The 15,537-nt window shown below is 62.3% G+C and carries 14 protein-coding genes; 11 read left to right on the top strand and 3 right to left on the bottom strand.

Annotated features, from left to right (window positions below; all coding sequences use genetic code 11):
- Nucleotides 1–10: 10 nt before the first annotated feature.
- A complete protein-coding gene (locus QP803_RS04175; protein WP_284946439.1) occupies nucleotides 11–877 on the bottom strand; it encodes a polyprenyl synthetase family protein in 867 nt (288 codons plus the stop codon).
- A 92-nt stretch (nucleotides 878–969) separates the two neighbouring features.
- Between QP803_RS04175 and crtD the strand changes: the two genes are divergently transcribed.
- The 3 genes from crtD to QP803_RS04160 all read left to right on the top strand — a co-directional run bounded on the left by crtD (nucleotide 970) and on the right by QP803_RS04160 (nucleotide 4,315).
- The gene (gene crtD, locus QP803_RS04170) at nucleotides 970–2,460 is read left to right on the top strand and encodes a 1-hydroxycarotenoid 3,4-desaturase CrtD (protein WP_284946438.1); all 1,491 of its coding nucleotides are present in this window, start codon (nucleotides 970–972) and stop codon (nucleotides 2,458–2,460) included.
- The gene (locus QP803_RS04165; RefSeq protein ID WP_491546794.1) at nucleotides 2,457–3,359 is read left to right on the top strand and encodes a carotenoid 1,2-hydratase; all 903 of its coding nucleotides are present in this window, start codon (nucleotides 2,457–2,459) and stop codon (nucleotides 3,357–3,359) included. Before crtD ends, QP803_RS04165 begins: the two co-directional genes overlap by 4 nt.
- A gap of 74 nt (nucleotides 3,360–3,433) precedes the next feature.
- Nucleotides 3,434–4,315, top strand: a complete 882-nt coding sequence (locus tag QP803_RS04160) for a MurR/RpiR family transcriptional regulator (RefSeq protein WP_284946436.1) — start codon at nucleotides 3,434–3,436, stop codon at nucleotides 4,313–4,315.
- A 20-nt stretch (nucleotides 4,316–4,335) separates the two neighbouring features.
- On the opposite strand, the gene QP803_RS04155 is transcribed toward QP803_RS04160, so the two are convergent.
- Nucleotides 4,336–5,370 carry a DUF3298 domain-containing protein gene (locus QP803_RS04155; protein ID WP_284946435.1) on the bottom strand — a complete coding sequence of 345 codons (1,035 nt, stop codon included), beginning with the start codon at nucleotides 5,368–5,370 and terminating at the stop codon, nucleotides 4,336–4,338.
- A 314-nt stretch (nucleotides 5,371–5,684) separates the two neighbouring features.
- Between QP803_RS04155 and QP803_RS04150 the strand changes: the two genes are divergently transcribed.
- The 3 genes from QP803_RS04150 to QP803_RS04140 all read left to right on the top strand — a co-directional run bounded on the left by QP803_RS04150 (nucleotide 5,685) and on the right by QP803_RS04140 (nucleotide 8,572).
- Complete coding sequence (locus QP803_RS04150; RefSeq protein WP_434082883.1) at nucleotides 5,685–5,930, top strand: type II toxin-antitoxin system CcdA family antitoxin; 246 nt, start codon at nucleotides 5,685–5,687, stop codon at nucleotides 5,928–5,930.
- Between the two features lie 224 nt (nucleotides 5,931–6,154).
- Nucleotides 6,155–7,612: a glutamine synthetase family protein gene (locus QP803_RS04145; RefSeq protein WP_284946433.1), complete on the top strand. Its 1,458-nt coding sequence runs from the start codon at nucleotides 6,155–6,157 to the stop codon at nucleotides 7,610–7,612.
- Nucleotides 7,613–7,615: 3 nt separating this feature from the next.
- Complete coding sequence (locus QP803_RS04140) at nucleotides 7,616–8,572, top strand: carbon-nitrogen hydrolase family protein (RefSeq protein ID WP_350356062.1); 957 nt, start codon at nucleotides 7,616–7,618, stop codon at nucleotides 8,570–8,572.
- A gap of 117 nt (nucleotides 8,573–8,689) precedes the next feature.
- Here the strand turns inward: QP803_RS04140 and QP803_RS04135 are convergent, their stop codons facing one another.
- A complete protein-coding gene (locus tag QP803_RS04135) occupies nucleotides 8,690–9,448 on the bottom strand; it encodes an SDR family NAD(P)-dependent oxidoreductase (protein ID WP_284946432.1) in 759 nt (252 codons plus the stop codon).
- A gap of 325 nt (nucleotides 9,449–9,773) precedes the next feature.
- Between QP803_RS04135 and QP803_RS04130 the strand changes: the two genes are divergently transcribed.
- The 5 genes from QP803_RS04130 (at nucleotide 9,774) to QP803_RS04110 (ending at nucleotide 15,423) form a co-directional block, all read left to right on the top strand.
- On the top strand, nucleotides 9,774–11,324 hold the full coding sequence (locus tag QP803_RS04130) for a sugar ABC transporter ATP-binding protein (protein WP_284946431.1): 1,551 nt from the start codon (nucleotides 9,774–9,776) through the stop codon (nucleotides 11,322–11,324).
- Complete coding sequence (locus tag QP803_RS04125; RefSeq protein ID WP_284946430.1) at nucleotides 11,321–12,355, top strand: ABC transporter permease; 1,035 nt, start codon at nucleotides 11,321–11,323, stop codon at nucleotides 12,353–12,355. Before QP803_RS04130 ends, QP803_RS04125 begins: the two co-directional genes overlap by 4 nt.
- Entirely contained in the window at nucleotides 12,352–13,404 is a 1,053-nt protein-coding gene (locus tag QP803_RS04120) for an ABC transporter permease (RefSeq protein WP_284946429.1), read from the top strand. The genes QP803_RS04125 and QP803_RS04120 overlap by 4 nt, the downstream gene beginning before the upstream one ends.
- A 70-nt stretch (nucleotides 13,405–13,474) precedes the next feature.
- Nucleotides 13,475–14,467, top strand: coding sequence for an autoinducer 2 ABC transporter substrate-binding protein (locus tag QP803_RS04115; RefSeq protein WP_284946428.1), 993 nt, complete (start codon nucleotides 13,475–13,477; stop codon nucleotides 14,465–14,467).
- A 59-nt stretch (nucleotides 14,468–14,526) separates the two neighbouring features.
- The gene (locus tag QP803_RS04110; RefSeq protein ID WP_284946427.1) at nucleotides 14,527–15,423 is read left to right on the top strand and encodes an NAD-dependent epimerase/dehydratase family protein; all 897 of its coding nucleotides are present in this window, start codon (nucleotides 14,527–14,529) and stop codon (nucleotides 15,421–15,423) included.
- Nucleotides 15,424–15,537: the final 114 nt, after the last annotated feature.

Raw genomic sequence — 15,537 nt, 5'->3', positions numbered from 1 at the left:
GCGAGCATCCTCATGCGGCGGCGAGCAGAACCAGCTCTTTCGGCAGCAGGCGGCCGAGTTCGGCGAGAATGAGAGTTTTGAGCAGCCCCGGTTCGCGGCAAGGCGGCACAGCGGCGATGGCACTGCGCACCAGACCCTCGACCTTGCCGACGGCCCCCGCCATGCCATGCCGGGCGGCAGCGCTCGGGCGACCCAGCGCCGCATCCTGGCCTGCAGGCTTGCCAAGTTCCTCGGAGGTCATCGCCATGTCGCGCAGATCGTCCGCGATCTGATAGGCCTCCCCCAGCCGCTCACCCAGCAGGCGCCAGGGCTCTGCGGGCATTTCGGCGGCAAGCGCACCGGACATGGTCGCGAATGTGAACAGCGAGGCTGTCTTCGCCCGCTGATACGCGACGAGCGGCACCTTGGGTTCCGATTCCCAGGCCTGGCCGGCGATGAGGCCTGACGGCATGCCGGCGGCCTGCGTCAGCAGCAACAAGAGTTGCCCGAGGTCTGGGGAATGGGCGGCGGCATGCACCAGCGTCTCGACCGCGAGCACAATCAGCCCGTCACCCGCCAGCACGGCCAGAGGTTCACCGAATTTCTGATGGACGGAGGGCAGGCCACGGCGGATGGCGGCATTGTCGAAACACGGCAGATCGTCATGCACCAAGGACCCGCAATGCAGCAGCTCGATCGCCGCTGCGGCCCCTTCGGCGACGGGGCTATCGACGGCGCCACAGGCATGCGCGACTGCCAGGCACAGGCGCGGGCGCACCCGCATGCCGCCGGGAAACACCGCATGGCGCAGGGCCGCGGCTAGGCCAGGGGGACAGCCTGTCGTCACGGTCGCGAGCGCGTCCTGGAGCGCTCCTTCGATCCGAGGTAGGGATTTCATGGCTAGCCCCTCCTAAGTGTCAATCTTACTTGTCATCTACAAGTGTCAACTATATTGGACGTTGGCGTCAACAGGGAATTGAAGGGTGTTGGATGGCTGAACGCGTCGTGGTCATCGGAGCAGGCGTGGGCGGTTTGGTGGCCGCCATCCTGCTGGCCGCGCGCGGGCTCGATGTGCTGGTCGTCGAGAAGGAGGCTGCGCCAGGCGGCAAACTGCGTCAGGCGGCGGTCGGCTCTGCCCGCATCGACGCCGGCCCCACCGTCTTCACGATGCGATGGGTCTTCGAGGAGATTTTCGCGGCCGTCGGCGCCAGCCTGGGCGATCATCTCACTCTCATCCCCGCCCGCGTGCTGGCACGCCACGCCTGGGCCGATGGCAGCCGGCTCGACCTCTTCGCCGATCGCGCCGAATCGGCTGCCGCGATCGGGCAATTCGCGGGCGCGGCCGAAGCGCGCGGCTTCGAGGCGTTTGCCGCCCGCGCCGCCCGCATCTGGCGCACGCTGGACGGCAGCTTCATCCGCGAAGACCGGCCGAGCGTGCTCGGGCTCGTCGCCAAGGCCGGTGCGCGGGACCTCATCGGCATCAGCCCCTTCACGACGCTCGACCGTGCGCTGGCAGAGCATTTCCGCGATCCGCGACTGCGCCAGCTTTTTGGCCGCTACGCGACCTATTGCGGCTCCTCCCCTTACGATTCGCCAGCCACGCTCATGCTGGTGGCGCATGTCGAGAGCGAAGGCGTTTGGATGGTGGAAGGCGGGATGCACCGCCTCGCTGTGGTACTCGCGGCCCTCGCCGAACGCCTCGGCGCGCGATTGCAATACGGCGCCGGCGTGGGCCGCATCACGCGCCGGGGTGGGAAGGCGAGCGGCGTGGTGATGGAGGATGGCGCGCAGATCGACGCCGATGCCGTCATTTGCAACGGCGACAGCAACGCCGTGGCGACGGGCCTCTTTGGCGACTTAGGCGCGGGCGTGCCGCCGACGCCGCCGCCAGCGCGGTCTCTCTCCGCCCTCACCTGGGCGATGCAGACCGTGCCGGCTGGCTTCCCGCTCCTGCGCCACACGGTGTTCTTTTCCGACGACTATCGCGCCGAATTCGACGCCCTGAAGCGCGGGCGGCTGCCCACCGTGCCGACGGTCTATGTCTGCGCCCAAGATCGAGCGGCTACCGATATCGCTCCATCCGGTGCGCCAGAGCGGCTGCTGTGCCTCGTCAATGCCCCCGCCACCGGCGATGCCGGCCGACCCACCCGAGAGGAGATCGCGCAATGCCAAGAGCGGACCCTGCTCCAGCTCCGCCGCTGCGGCCTGACGCTCAGCATCGACCCGCAGACGACGATAACGACCGGACCGACCACCTTCGGGACGTTGTTTCCAGCGACGGGCGGGGCTTTGTACGGGCCGAACGCCCATGGCTGGGCGGCGTCCTTCCGCCGTCCGGGGGCGCGGACAAAGCTGCCGGGCCTCTATTTGGCGGGCGGCAGCACCCATCCGGGTCCGGGCGTGCCGATGGCGGCGCTCTCGGGCCGGCAGGCGGCGTCGGCCCTGATGGCGGACCTCGCTTCGACGGCGCGGTCCCGCTGAATGGCTATGTCTGGTGGTATATCGATGCCCTGAGCGAGGACGGCGCGCATGGCATTACGCTGATTGCCTTCCTGGGCAGCGTCTTCTCGCCCTATTACGCGTGGCGGCGCCGGGGCGGCGCGATGGCCGACCCGCTCGACCATGCCGCGCTCAATGTCGCGCTCTATGGCCGCACCCGTCGCTGGGCGATGACCGAGCGCGGTCGCGCCTCCGTGCGTCGCGATGCCAGCACGCTCACGATCGGGCCGAGCAGCCTGCGCTGGGACGGCGACACCCTCATCATCGCGATCCGGGAGACCAGCGTGCCGCTGCCCCGCGCCATCCGGGGCGAAGTACGCGTGACGCCGGAGGCAGTGACGGGTTGTACCGCGACGCTCGACGATGCCGGACGGCATCGGTGGCGGCCAATGGCGCCCCGCGCCCGGGTGGAGGTGACGCTGGATCAGCCATCGCTGCGCTGGTCGGGCACCGGCTATCTCGACAGCAATGACGGCGACGATCCGCTGGAAACGGGCTTCCGCCGCTGGGACTGGTGCCGCGCCGCGCTGCCCGGCGGCGATGCCGCGATCCTCTATGACACCTTTCCCCGCATCGGCGCCGAGCGCAGCATCGCCATCCATATCGCCCGCGATGGTGCGGTCACGCCGATCGCACCGCCGCCACTGGTCGCCTTGCCGCGCACGGCCTGGCGGCTGCCGCGCTTCACGCGCACGGAGGCCAGCGCCGCCACCGTTGCGCGGACTCTCACGGACGCGCCCTTCTACGCGCGGTCGGTGCTCCGGACTCAGTTATTTGGTCAGCGCGCCGAGGCGATTCACGAGAGCGTCGACCTCGGGCGCTTCGCCGCCCCCTGGACGCAACTGATGCTGCCCTTCCGGATGCCCCGCGCCTTCAAGTGACGCCGTGCAGCCTGGCACTGGAGGATGCGTCTCGAAGTCGTTACACGACAGCATGATGCAGGGGAGCACGTTGGGTGGATTGGCAGGAGGATAAGGCAAGCATCACCGTCGCCGGGCTGATCCATAAAACGCTCGATCGCCTGACGCCGACCGAACGCAAGATCGCGACGATGCTGCTGAGCAACTACCCCTTCCCAGGTCTTGAAACCGTCGCCCAACTCGCCAAGCTGGGCGGGGTCAGCAACCCGACGGTGCTGCGCCTGACGACCAAGCTGGGCTTTGCCAATTACGCCGATTTCCAATCCGCTTTGCGGAGCGAGTTGCAGGCGCGCGGCGCGACGCCTTTGGCGCGCGGCAATGCGGAGCCTGCCGCTTTGGATGCGGAAGCCGATTTCCTGCGCCGATACCAACATTCGGTTGTGGGCGTCATCGAGAACAGTCTTCGCACGATTTCGCGCACGGCCTTTGACGCCACCGTCGCGCTGCTATCGGATACCAAACGCCCGGTGCATCTCATCGGTGGCCGGCTGACCGAGAGCCTGGCGTCGCAGATGTGCAATCATCTCCGTCTGCTTCGCCCGCGCGTCAACCGGGTTCTGCACGCGAGCGCGGTGGCGAGCGAGGACATTGTCGATTTCGATCGACGCACGGTTTTGGTGGTCTTCGACATTCGGCGCTATCAGCCAGCGGTCATCAAACTTGCCCAGGAAGCGCATCGGCGCGGGGCAAGCGTCATTCTGTTCACCGATGCCTGGCTGTCACCGATTTCCGCTTTCGCTAACCATGTCTTCGCGGTCGAAACCGAAGTCTCGTCGAATTGGGATTCCTTTGCGCCCTTCAGTGCCCTGATCGAGGCCTTGGTCGCCAGCCTGAGTGAGCAGAACTGGGCTGTCGTCCGGAAGCGGATGAACGACATCCGTGACATCAGAATCGCCCTCGGCGATGACATTCCGTGAGTGGCAAACGCGGGGGGTATTTACTTGACCACAGCGTAAGGTGCGAGCACTGACGTCAAATCATGCCAAGTCAGCTTAACGGCTGGAGGACTACAGGCGTAACATCCACCCTCATACGAGTTGTAGCTTACCGATAGTCCGTCTTTTTTCAGTATCCAGCGCTCAGGCATCACGACGAGCGCAAGCAAGCTTTCTTTGACGTGATCCGCGTTGTCATGAGGCGGAGACCAACCCGCATTCGTCAGTTGGCGCCAAAACAGGCCCTGCAAGGTTTGTTTCCAAGCACTGTCAACTTTAAATAGATCGGACACTTTGATCGGAGATGGGCGCGGCCGGAACACCTGATTATCGCTCGTGCTTTCTCCCTCTCCGTGGGGAGTGCCATGACAGTAGAATGAGCGGCTCCATGTCAGAGCAATCAACAGTCTGCTTGCAAGATTTATCTCATAGCTCGACAAATAATCTCCAACGTCGCAAGCCTCATCGACGGTCGTCTGAGCGGCATTTTTGTTCCACTCGGCTTCGTAGGCATTCGATACATTGTCGATTTGGGGGTAGGATATGATCCTCGTTGCGAAGCCAGGATTGCCACCTGTCTCATCATCAGCAACCGGATGAGCCGAAAACAAGTCAATCCGATTGAAGACAAATGGTCCAATCCGCTGCCCGACGTCTTGGAGTTGCTCTTCCCGGTAGTGATACTCTTTTTCGAGACATGAGGCCGCAGCTGAAGCGTCAGAGGTTTTAGATAAAGGGCAAACGAGCGAGACGTAGTTTAACCAGCCGTCCTCCGAATGTTCGAGAAGACGCTGGCCGGTCTTGCTGAGCCTCAGGTAACGCAAATGGTAGACTTGACCCAGGCTTGCATCAGAAGCTGACAAAATGCCGTCTTGGCAGATGAGTTTTTCTTTCGGACTTCTCGCTTTTACACAGTCGAAGCTCGCCGATTCCGCTGATCGCGCCAGACCAAGGCTCAGCAAGACCAGGGACACAATGAATATGGACGTCTCGCGTGAACACATACGTTCTCTCGCCATTGAAAAGTTTTCCATCATGGATCTGCCGTCTATCCAACAAGTCAATGTCACCCACCGAACCGCCTCGATTGCTACTTCAAGCTTCTCAGTGGTGTCGGTAGCTCAAGGCTGATTATGGCCTCACCCTCTGGTCGCTGCCTCTTGGGCAAGGGTTTTCTCTGAAGTGGATTTCGTTTGCGTCCTTCCGCGCCTGATCGATGCCTTAGTCGCCAAGCGTCGATCAGCGTAAGACGGTTCACTGACATCGCCAGACCCAGCCCCCGGTCCCACCATGCGCATTTACATGCGCAGTCTTCATTCCCATACTCGTATTCACAGAAGGAGGGATGATCGTGGCCCGTCCTGCAAAGCAGACCCCCGCACGCCGTGCGGCCAATGTTACCCTGCCAGTCGATCTGCTGGCCGAGGCCCGCGCCCTCGGCCTCAATGTCTCGCAGATCTGCGAACGCGTCCTTAGTGCTGAAATCGCCAAAACTCGGGCCGAGCTTTGGCGCGCAGACAATCGCGCAGCCCTCATTTCATCCAACGATTATGTTGAGCGCCATGGTCTGGCACTGGCGGAGTGCCGCCAGTTCTGATGGCTGGGTTCGATGTCTATCCCATGTCGGGCCGAGGCGGGATTGGCTTCTGATACAGAGCGCCAGTCAGCGACTGCGCATGGCAAAGGACGGGATCATGCCCAGCCACCAGGCAGTCTTATTTAGTACAAGCTATAAAATGTTTGCATTAATCTGTACCAAATGGCACAACTGTTGCACGGCCTTGGCAGGCGCCGTCGCCAGACCGAGATTGGAGACTTCCCATGGCTTCCAAAACCAAAAGCTTCGTCCACGACAATGGTCTCTGGACCGATGATCAGCATCGCCAGGCGGCGGAGATCGTCGATCGGCTCGAAACCGACAAGATCAAGTTCGTCCGCATCGGCTGGGGGGACCAGCATGGCATCGTGCGCGGCAAGACTGTGTCGATTGCCGAGTTCAAGAGCAGCCTTGTCTCCGGCAAAGACTTCCAGCTCGTGACCACGCTGTTCGACACCACCAACCATCCCATCGTGCCGCCCTTCGGGGGTGAGAACGACCTCAATGTGCCGGAAATGATCGGCTTGCCCGATGGCGTGTTGGTGCCCGATCCGGGCACCTTTCGCAAACTGCCCTGGGTTGAGGATACGGCGTGGATCCTGTCGGACGCCTATCTGCGCAGCGGCAAACCTTGCCCTTTCTCCACACGCCAGATCCTGCGCCACCAGCTCGGCAAGCTGGCGGAAGACGGGTACGAGATGAAGGTTGGGCTGGAGTTCGAGTTCTATGTCTTCAAAATGGAAAACCCGAACCTGTCGCCGGAAGCCAGCGGATATCCGCCTGCCGCGCCCCTCGTCTCCATGCTGTCTCATGGCTACCAATATCTGACCGAGAATCGAGGTGATGAGGTCGAGCCGTTGATGCGCCTGCTGCACGACACGCTGGTCGATCTCGGATTGCCCATCGCGACCATTGAGGATGAATGGGGCCCCGGCCAATGCGAAATCACCTTCGCGCCCCTCGGCGCCATGGAAGCGGCAGATATGGCCTTGCTGTTCCGCACCGCTGTCAAACAGATCTGCCGCCGCAACGGCTACCACGCGAGCTTCATGGCCCAGCCGCAGGTGCCGAACGTGTTTCCCAGTGGCTGGCACATGCACCAATCCCTCATCCGTCTTTCCGATGGCGCAAATGCCTTCGCGCGGGACGAGGGTGAGAGCGGCGATCCTCTGACTGAGATCGGCATGCATTATGTCGGTGGCTTGCTTGCTCATGCGGATGCCACATCAATTCTCACCACGCCCACCATCAATGGCTATAAACGCCAGCGCCCGGATGGTTTCGCGCCGTTCAAGGCCGCCTGGGACTATGAGAATCGTGGCGCCATGGTGCGCGTCATCGGCGGACCTGGTGACGATGCCTCACGAATCGAGAACCGGATCGGCGAACCTACGGCCAATCCCTATCTCTATGTCGCGTCGCAAATCATCGCCGGTCGCGATGGCATGAACATGCGGCGCGATCCTGGCCCCTCGGCGCGCGCGGCCTATCTATCCGACAGGCCTCTGCTGCCCAACAGCCTGATGACCGCGATCGAAGGATTTCGCGGCAGCACCTTGATGAAGGCGGAGCTTGGAGAGACCTTCTGGAACTATTTCCTCAAGCTCAAGTCCTTCGAGGTGCAACGGTTCCTGGCAGCCGTGACGGATTGGGAACAGCAGGAATATTTTGAGGTGTATTGAAAAGTGGCGCTGATACCTCCTCTGGACGCCCTGACTGTGGGTGCCGTGCAGTTTCGCCCATCCTGGCTCAGGAAAACCGAAACGACTGATCGCATGCTAGGCTGGATCGGCAAGGCGGCCGCTGATGGCATAGACCTGCTCGCCTTTCCCGAAACAGCGCTCAGCGGCTATCCCTTCTGGATCTGCCGCACCAATGGTGCAGCGTTCGAGGATGCGCGCCAGCGCCGCGCCTATGGACAGTTCTTGGACGCGGCTGTCGAAATCGATGGGCCGGAGATCACACGCCTCGTCGAAGCGAGCCGGGATGCGGGCATCTCCGTTTGTCTTGGCATCAACGAACGGGGGTCCCGCGTGGCACGCGGCAGCGTCTTCTGCACGGCGGTCATGATCGACGCCGTCAAAGGCCTGATCGGCGCCCATCGCAAGCTGATGCCGACCCATGATGAACGCTTGGTCTGGGCACAGGGCGATGCCCGCGACCTCCGCCCACACCGCATCGGACCCGCCTTGGTCGGCACATTGAACTGTTGGGAGAATTGGATGCCCTTGGCGCGATACGCGCTCTATCGCGGCGGAGAGGACATTCACCTCAGCCTATGGCCGGGCAATCCCTCGGTCTGTCGCGACATCGCCAAATTGACGGCGATGGAAGGTCGTGTCTGGTCCGTGGCCGTCAGTGGTGTGCTCGCAATGTCGGATGTGCCCACCGAGTTCGAATTCCATGCCGATATGATGGCGCAAGGCGTCGATGTCATCTTTTCAGGCGGAAGCATGATCATCGACCCGACCGGCCAGGTGGTGCTGGCTGCCCAGGACAATCAGGAGACGCTCATCTCCGCCAGTCTGAGTCTCGCATCCGTCCGCGAGGCGCGGCACAGCTTCGACCCCGCCGGCCACTATGCCCGCGCGGATGTCTTCGGCCTCACGGTCGCAAGACACCGCGTCGAGGACGATTGCTGATGCCCGCTTAAAGGGGATGCGCTGGTTCTGAATCGTTCGGTACTCACCGCGTCATGCTCTGCGAAGGCAGAGCATGACGCGAGACTTGCTTGTCGAACCAGCGTGAATCCATCGTACTTAGCGCGCAGAATACCCGCCATCGACCATCAGCATCTGGCCGGTGATGAACGACGCCTTGCCGCCCAACAGGAACAGGATGGCGTCCGCCACCTCTTCCGGCTGTGCCCACCGGCCCATGGGATGCGCGGCCTTGATCTCGGCCATGCCGGCCGCCGGATCCGCAAGCCCGTCGAGATAGCGTTGCAGGAAGGGGGTATCGATCGACCCTGGCCCGACAGCATTGATGCGAATGCCGTGACCCGCATAGTCGATCGCCATCTGCCGCACCAATTGCAGAAGAGCGCCCTTGCTGGCGCAATAGGCCGCCTGAGCCGGAAGGCCCAAGACGCTCGAAATCGATCCCGTGGCGACGATGGACCCAGAACCCCGCGCCAGCATCTCCGGCAAGGCGCGTTTGGCCATTAAGAAAAAGGATTTCGCGTTCGCGGTCAGAACGCTGTCCCATTCCTCTTCCGAGGTGTCATGCGCCGGCTTGGAAATGATGTACCCCGCGTTGCTCACGAGGCCATCCACCCCGCCGAAGCTTTCCCCGGCCAAGGCATAGATACGCTCGACATCCGCGGCCTTGGTGACATCGGCTTCGATGGTGACGATCTCACTCGCGCTATAACCTGTCGCGAGTGAGGCCACGGAGGGCGTTATATCGGTGGCACAGACCCGCGCCCCTTCGGACAGCAAACCGCGCACCACGGCGCGACCCACGCCGCCGGCGGCACCTGTGACGATGACCCGCGTCCCCTCGAATGCCGTTCCCATGACGTCCCCCATCGTGTTCTTCGGCCGGATGATTGTCGTAGAGCGGCAGGCTGGCAACCCCCGGCCGGTGCCGCCAGCCGTGGCGCTCAGCCGACATCGCGCTTGGCCGGGTGGTCAGATGATCACGAAAGCGAGCGCTCATGCCCCTGATTTCGGGGGATCGGGCGGTCCTACGGGGCGTTCACACGCCCGACAACCCAGGTGAGAACCCCGGCTCTGGCCATTGGACAAAATAATGATTGCGCTATCATTGGAACGGTTTTAGATGCGCTTGGTGAAGCGAACGCCCTGATTGAGGGCAGAATTCGCGCCAGGAGGACGCCTATTGGCATTACCGGCTCAATCCGGCGCGCGCGTTATCGATGCCGGGCTCTACGAAGCCCGAGATCTGACCAAACGCTATGGCAATGTCTCGGTTCTTCGCGGCGTGAGCTTGACCATGCAACCCGGCCAAATTCATACTATCATGGGCGAAAACGGCGCCGGCAAATCGACGGCGTTCAAGATCCTGTCAGGGCTTGTTCGGCCTACGACTGGCGCGCTTCTGCTCGACGGACATCCGCTGACGCTCGCTAATCCTGCGGCGGCACATCACGCCGGCATCTATCTCGTGCCACAGGAACCGGCCCTGATGGTGCAGCTTACCGTGACCGAGACGATGTTTGTCGGCCAATTGCCGACCACATGGAAGTTTCCTCGCCGTGTGGACTGGAAAGTTGCGCGGGCGCGCGCCACCCAGGCGCTCGCGACGCTTAATCTGGACATCGATCCGGACCAACTCGCCGGTTCCCTCAGCATCGCGCAGCAGCAGCAATTGGAATGTGCCAAAGCGCTTCTGCGAGGCTGCCGCGTGATCTTGTTCGACGAGCCGACATCTCCGCTCACCACACACGAAGTGGAGCGGCTGTTCACGACCATGAGGCGGCTGCGCGCAGACGGCTATACGCTCGGCTTCATTAGCCATCGTATGGATGAGGTGCTCGACATCTCCGATCAGATCAGCGTTTTGCGAGACGGCGCACTCGTCGACAGCATCGAGAAAGAAAACTTCGATCGGGTGCGGCTGTTGTCGAAGATGGTCGGGCGGGAGATGCGGGTGATACCGCGCCGGCAGATCAGCCACGCGACCGCCGAACCCATTCTCGAAGTCAAAGACCTCGCGCATAATCCACGGTTTCGCGATGTCAGCTTCACGCTCCATAAGGGCGAAATTCTGGGTCTTGCCGGATTGGTAGGCGCCGGCCGCACCGAAATCGCCGAGACCATTTTTGGGATTCGTCGTCGGGATGGGGGCACCGTTCGCCTTGCGGGCGAAGACATCTCTCATTGCGACAGCCACGACATCATTCGCAAGGGTCTCGTCTACGCACCGGAAGATCGCGCCAGGCACGGTGCGATTCTGCCCATGACGATTACCGAAAACGTCACCTCCGGCCTGTTGGAGCGCGTGAAGAGCCAGATGGGCCTGATCAGCCGCTCGGATGAAGATCGCATCGGCGCCGAGACCGTGGCGCGGTATCGCGTGCGTTGCGCGGGCACCGACCAGAAGCTGCGGCAACTGTCCGGCGGCAACCAGCAGAAGGTGGTCTTCGGAAAATGGATGGGCATCAACCCCGATGTCGCGATCCTCGATGAGCCGACGCGCGGTGTGGATGTCGGCGCCAAGGACGAAATCTATGAGCTGATCGACGGCCTGGCGCGGGAAGGCATGGGCATCCTCGTCATCTCCTCCGAGCTTGAGGAGCTTGTTCGCATCTGCGACCGCATTCTATCGATCTATGACGGCCGCCTCGTCGCCGAGTTGACGGGGGGCGAAATCACGCCCGAGCGTGTCTCGTCCTCCTATCTCACGACGGCGGAGGCACTCGGGCGATGAAGCCTGGCATCACCGAAGCCGCGGGCTATCAGGCGGCAGACGTCTCGCAGCCGAAGTCCCCCCGGCCGCGCGCGGCGCGACGGGAAACGCGCGAAATTACGCTCATCGCGGCGACCATCGTCACTTTGCTCGCGGTGGGTGCCATCAACCACGGCTTCGTCTCGCTGCAAAACCTGCGCTTCATGGTTCTCAATTCCGTCGTGCTGTCGTTGCTCGCGCTCGGCCAGACCTGGGTGATCGCGACCAAGGGCATCGATCTGTCGGTCGCGCCCGTCATGGGCCTGACGGCGGTGGTGACCGGCATTCTGGCGCAGGGCAGTGGCTTGCCATTGATCGAGGCGATCGGCATCGCCTTGGCCATAGGCCTGATCCTGGGCACGCTGAACGGCCTGCTGGTGGCGAAGCTGAGCATTCCGCCCATCATCGTCACCCTGGGCACCTACAGCCTCTATAGCGGGCTCATCTTCATCTATTCCAACGGCACAGACGTCGTGCAGATACCGTCCGCCTACGCGACCTTCGGCAATGGCGTCATTGCCCCCTGGTTGCCGATCCCAATTCCTGTCCTCGTCCTCGCCTTCGCCTTGTTCCTGTGCTGGTTCACGCTTGGCCACACGGTGTTCGGCCGCGCGGTGCTCGCCATCGGCAATAACGCCGTCGCGGCCTACAATGCCGGCGTCTCCGTCGTGTCCACGCAAATCCGCGTCTACACCATTTCCGGCGTGCTCGCCGCTTGCGCCGGCCTGGTGTTCCTTTGCTACACCGGCTCGGCGACGGTCACGACCGGCACCGGTGATCATGTCGAGCTGCAGTCCATCGCCGTCGCTCTGATCGGCGGCACCGCCATTGTTGGCGGGCGCGGCAATATGATCGGCTCCGTCCTCGGTGGCCTGTTTCTGAGCGTCATCCTCACCGCCTTGGTGTTTCTGCATGTGCCGCCCATTTGGTACTCCGCCGGCGAGGGCGCGATGATCTTGATCACCGTCACGCTCGGCACGCGGCAGAACGCGACGCGAGGATCCACGCGATGACGACACAGCTTAACGTCGTCACCGCGCGGCGCGCCGGCTCGCGTTTGCCCCTCGCGGGGTGGGAGCGTGCGCTTATCTGCCTGCTGATCGTGGAACTGCTCGGCTTCGGCTTTGGTATTCCGGGCTTTTTCGATAGCTTTGGGTCGCTGCTCGGGCTGACGGAAAATTTCCTGCCCTTCGGCATCGTCGCCCTTGGGCTCAGCGTCGTCATCCTCACCGGCGGCATTGACCTGTCGGTCGGCGCGACGGCAGGCCTCGGCGCCATCGTAATGGCCGAGCTTTGGCAGCATTTCGGCATGTCCATCTGGGCCGCCGCTCTCATCGGCATCGTCATGGGCGCTGCTCTGGGTTGGATCAATGGATTGATCATCACGCGGCTGAATACCGAACCGCTGATCGCCACACTCGCGACCAGCTTCATCTTTCGCAGCATCGGCACGGCGCTATCCGGCGAATCTCCGCCGTCCGGCTTTCCCGATAGCTTCAATGCCCTCGGTCAGGGTGCGATCGGCGGTCTGATTCCCTACCAGCTTATTTTGTTCGCGGTCCTCGCCGTTCTCTTTGGTTTGCTGATGTCGCGCTCGGCCTACGGCCGGAAGATCGTGATGATCGGCTACAATATCGAAGCCGCGCGCTATTCCGGCATGCGGGTCGGGCGCGTCGTGACCAGCGCCTATGTGATCAGCGGTGCGATGTCTGCCCTCGCCGGCATCGTGCTCGCCTCCTATTACAGCGCCGTTCGGCCGGATATGGGTGACATTCTGCTCCTCACGACGATCACCACCGTTGTGCTCGGCGGCATCAGCATCTTCGGTGGCGAAGGCAGCATCGCGGGCGTCGTTCTGGCGGTTCTGCTGCTCGGCTTTCTGCGCCAAGGCATGCTGATCGCCGGCTTCTCAGACATGGTGACCACAATGGCGACGGGCGCCATTCTGCTTGCCGCCATCACCATACGCAATCTTCTCTCGGGTCGGGGAACGGGCGTGGCGCTGCTCGTGCAGCGCATCCGCTTTCTCGGCAGGAGCAAGACGACGGAGGCGACCGAGTGACGGGCACACAGCCCGCGGCCGGACCGCCGGACCACAGTCCATAGAAACCAAGAACTCGTAGGGAAAATCAATGAGACATTCCAAGACGGTCGGTGTTCTGGCCGCAGCGCTTCTCGGTCTCTCCGTGAGCGCGCATGCGGCGGCGATCGACACCTCCAAGCGGATCAAAGTCGCCATGGTTCCGAAGCTGATCGGGCTTTCGGTCTTCAAGGCAAACGAGAAAGGCGCCATGGAGGCAGCCGCCAAGCTGAACATTGACTTCCTCTATACCGGGCCTGTCACCGCCTCGGCGCAGGGCCAGGTCGATGTCTTCAACAGCCTGATCGCACGGCGCTTCACGGTGATCACCACAACCTCGAACAACCCGACCGAGCTTGCGCCGTCGCTTCGTCGCGCACGCAAGCAGGGCATCAAGGTCGTGTCCTATGACAGCGACGTCGCGGCCGACGCCCGCGACTTCTTCATCCAGAACACCGCCTATCCGCCGTTCGGCAAGGCCTTGGTCGATTCCGTCGCGAAATACATCAAGCCCGACGCCAAGATCGCCATCCTGTCTTCGACGCCCGACGCCACGATCCAGAACGAGTGGATCAATGCGCTGAAGACCTACATGACCGCGACCTATCCGAAGATGACGATCGTCACCACGCAATATGGCCAGTCCAGCACGTCGCAATCCCTGACGGCCGGTTTGAACATTCTGCAAGCCCATCCTGACGTGACCGGCATCATCGCGCCAGACGGTGCGGCTGAAGTGGGTGCGGCGGCGGCCGTGCAGAAGCTCGGCCTGACCGGCAAGGTCATTGTTGGCGGCTGCTCGGATCCCGACTCGCTCCGCCAATACATCAAGGCGGGCGTGATCAAGGAAAGCCCGCTGTGGGATGAGGTCAAGGAAGGCGAGCTCGTGATGTATGTCGCGCGCCTGGCCGCCAATAACGCGATTACGGCAAACAGCACCTTTACCGCCGGCGATCTTGGCACCTTCACGGCGAAGGATGGCGTCATCATCTTCAGCGAGCCGCTGATCTTCAACGCCGGCAATATCGACAACTATCACTTCTAACCACCCGAGACGCTCCGCCCCGATCACGGGGCGGAGCGCGCCATTGAGAAGGATTGAGTATGAAACGTGTCATCTTCACCGGCGGCAGCGGCAAGGCCGGGCGCCATGTCGTTCAGCACCTTGTCGAACACGGCTATCGTGTCCTCAACCTCGACACGAAGCCACTCGACAATCCGAATGTCCGCACGCTGATCACTGACATCACCGATTCCGGGCAGGTCTTCAACGCCCTGTCCAGCTATACCGGTTTGCATGAATTCGACGCCGACCTGCGGCCGGAGAAGATCGATGCCGTAGTGCATTTCGCGGCGATTCCGCGCATCATGATCACGCCGGATAACGAGGTCTACCGCATCAATGTGATGGGGACCTACAACATCATCGAAGCGGCCGTGAAGCTCGGCATTCCCAAAGTCATCATCGCGTCGAGCGAGACCACCTACGGCATCGTCTTTGCCAATGGACATCGCGACCCCGAGTATTTCCCGCTCGATGAGGAATATCCAGTCGATCCGATGGATAGCTACGCGCTCTCCAAGATCTGCAACGAAAAGACTGCGCAGGCCTTCGCGCGGCGCAGCGGCACCGACATTTATGCCATCCGCATCGGCAATGTCATCGAGCCGAACGAGTATGCGCTGTTCCCGGGCTGGTTCGCGAAGCCGGAGTTTCGTCGCCGCATCGCCTGGAGCTATATCGACGCGCGCGATCTCGGCCAGATCGTTCGCCTTGGGATCGAGACAGATGGCTTGGGCTTCCAGGTCTTCAACGCCGTGAATGATGACACCTCATCGGACCTGCCCACCGCCGAACTGCTGCGGCGCTATTACCCGCAGGTCGCGGTCAAAGGTGAACTCGGCGAGTTTGAGAGCCTGTTGTCCAACAAGAAGACCAAGGAGATGCTGGGCTTCAAGGAAGCGCATAACTGGCGGAAATACGTGACGCCGACGTCCTAAGTCGGACTGCAACACACTGAAGCACACGCGCTTCAGTCTGTTGCTGAGAGACCGTATTCTAGAGCCGGATGTGTTGTGTCTGAATCGCTCTGCTCGCACCCGTCATGCTCGGCG

The organism is Acidisoma sp. PAMC 29798, from assembly GCF_030252425.1.
In the GTDB taxonomy this organism is placed as follows: Bacteria; Pseudomonadota; Alphaproteobacteria; order Acetobacterales; family Acetobacteraceae; genus Acidisoma; species Acidisoma cladoniae.
This window is presented reverse-complemented; position numbering and strand designations above follow the sequence as displayed.

What these genes read in the sequence shown, in the direction of transcription:
- QP803_RS04125 (WP_284946430.1), top strand. Translation starts at nt 11,321, where the DNA reads ATGAAGCCTGGCATCACCGAAGCCGCGGGCTATCAGGCGGCAGACGTC.
- QP803_RS04135 (WP_284946432.1), bottom strand. Translation starts at nt 9,448, where the DNA reads ATGGGAACGGCATTCGAGGGGACGCGGGTCATCGTCACAGGTGCCGCC.
- crtD (WP_284946438.1), top strand. Translation starts at nt 970, where the DNA reads ATGGCTGAACGCGTCGTGGTCATCGGAGCAGGCGTGGGCGGTTTGGTG.
- QP803_RS04155 (WP_284946435.1), bottom strand. Translation starts at nt 5,370, where the DNA reads ATGATGGAAAACTTTTCAATGGCGAGAGAACGTATGTGTTCACGCGAG.
- QP803_RS04145 (WP_284946433.1), top strand. Translation starts at nt 6,155, where the DNA reads ATGGCTTCCAAAACCAAAAGCTTCGTCCACGACAATGGTCTCTGGACC.
- QP803_RS04110 (WP_284946427.1), top strand. Translation starts at nt 14,527, where the DNA reads ATGAAACGTGTCATCTTCACCGGCGGCAGCGGCAAGGCCGGGCGCCAT.
- QP803_RS04115 (WP_284946428.1), top strand. Translation starts at nt 13,475, where the DNA reads ATGAGACATTCCAAGACGGTCGGTGTTCTGGCCGCAGCGCTTCTCGGT.
- QP803_RS04175 (WP_284946439.1), bottom strand. Translation starts at nt 877, where the DNA reads ATGAAATCCCTACCTCGGATCGAAGGAGCGCTCCAGGACGCGCTCGCG.
- QP803_RS04120 (WP_284946429.1), top strand. Translation starts at nt 12,352, where the DNA reads ATGACGACACAGCTTAACGTCGTCACCGCGCGGCGCGCCGGCTCGCGT.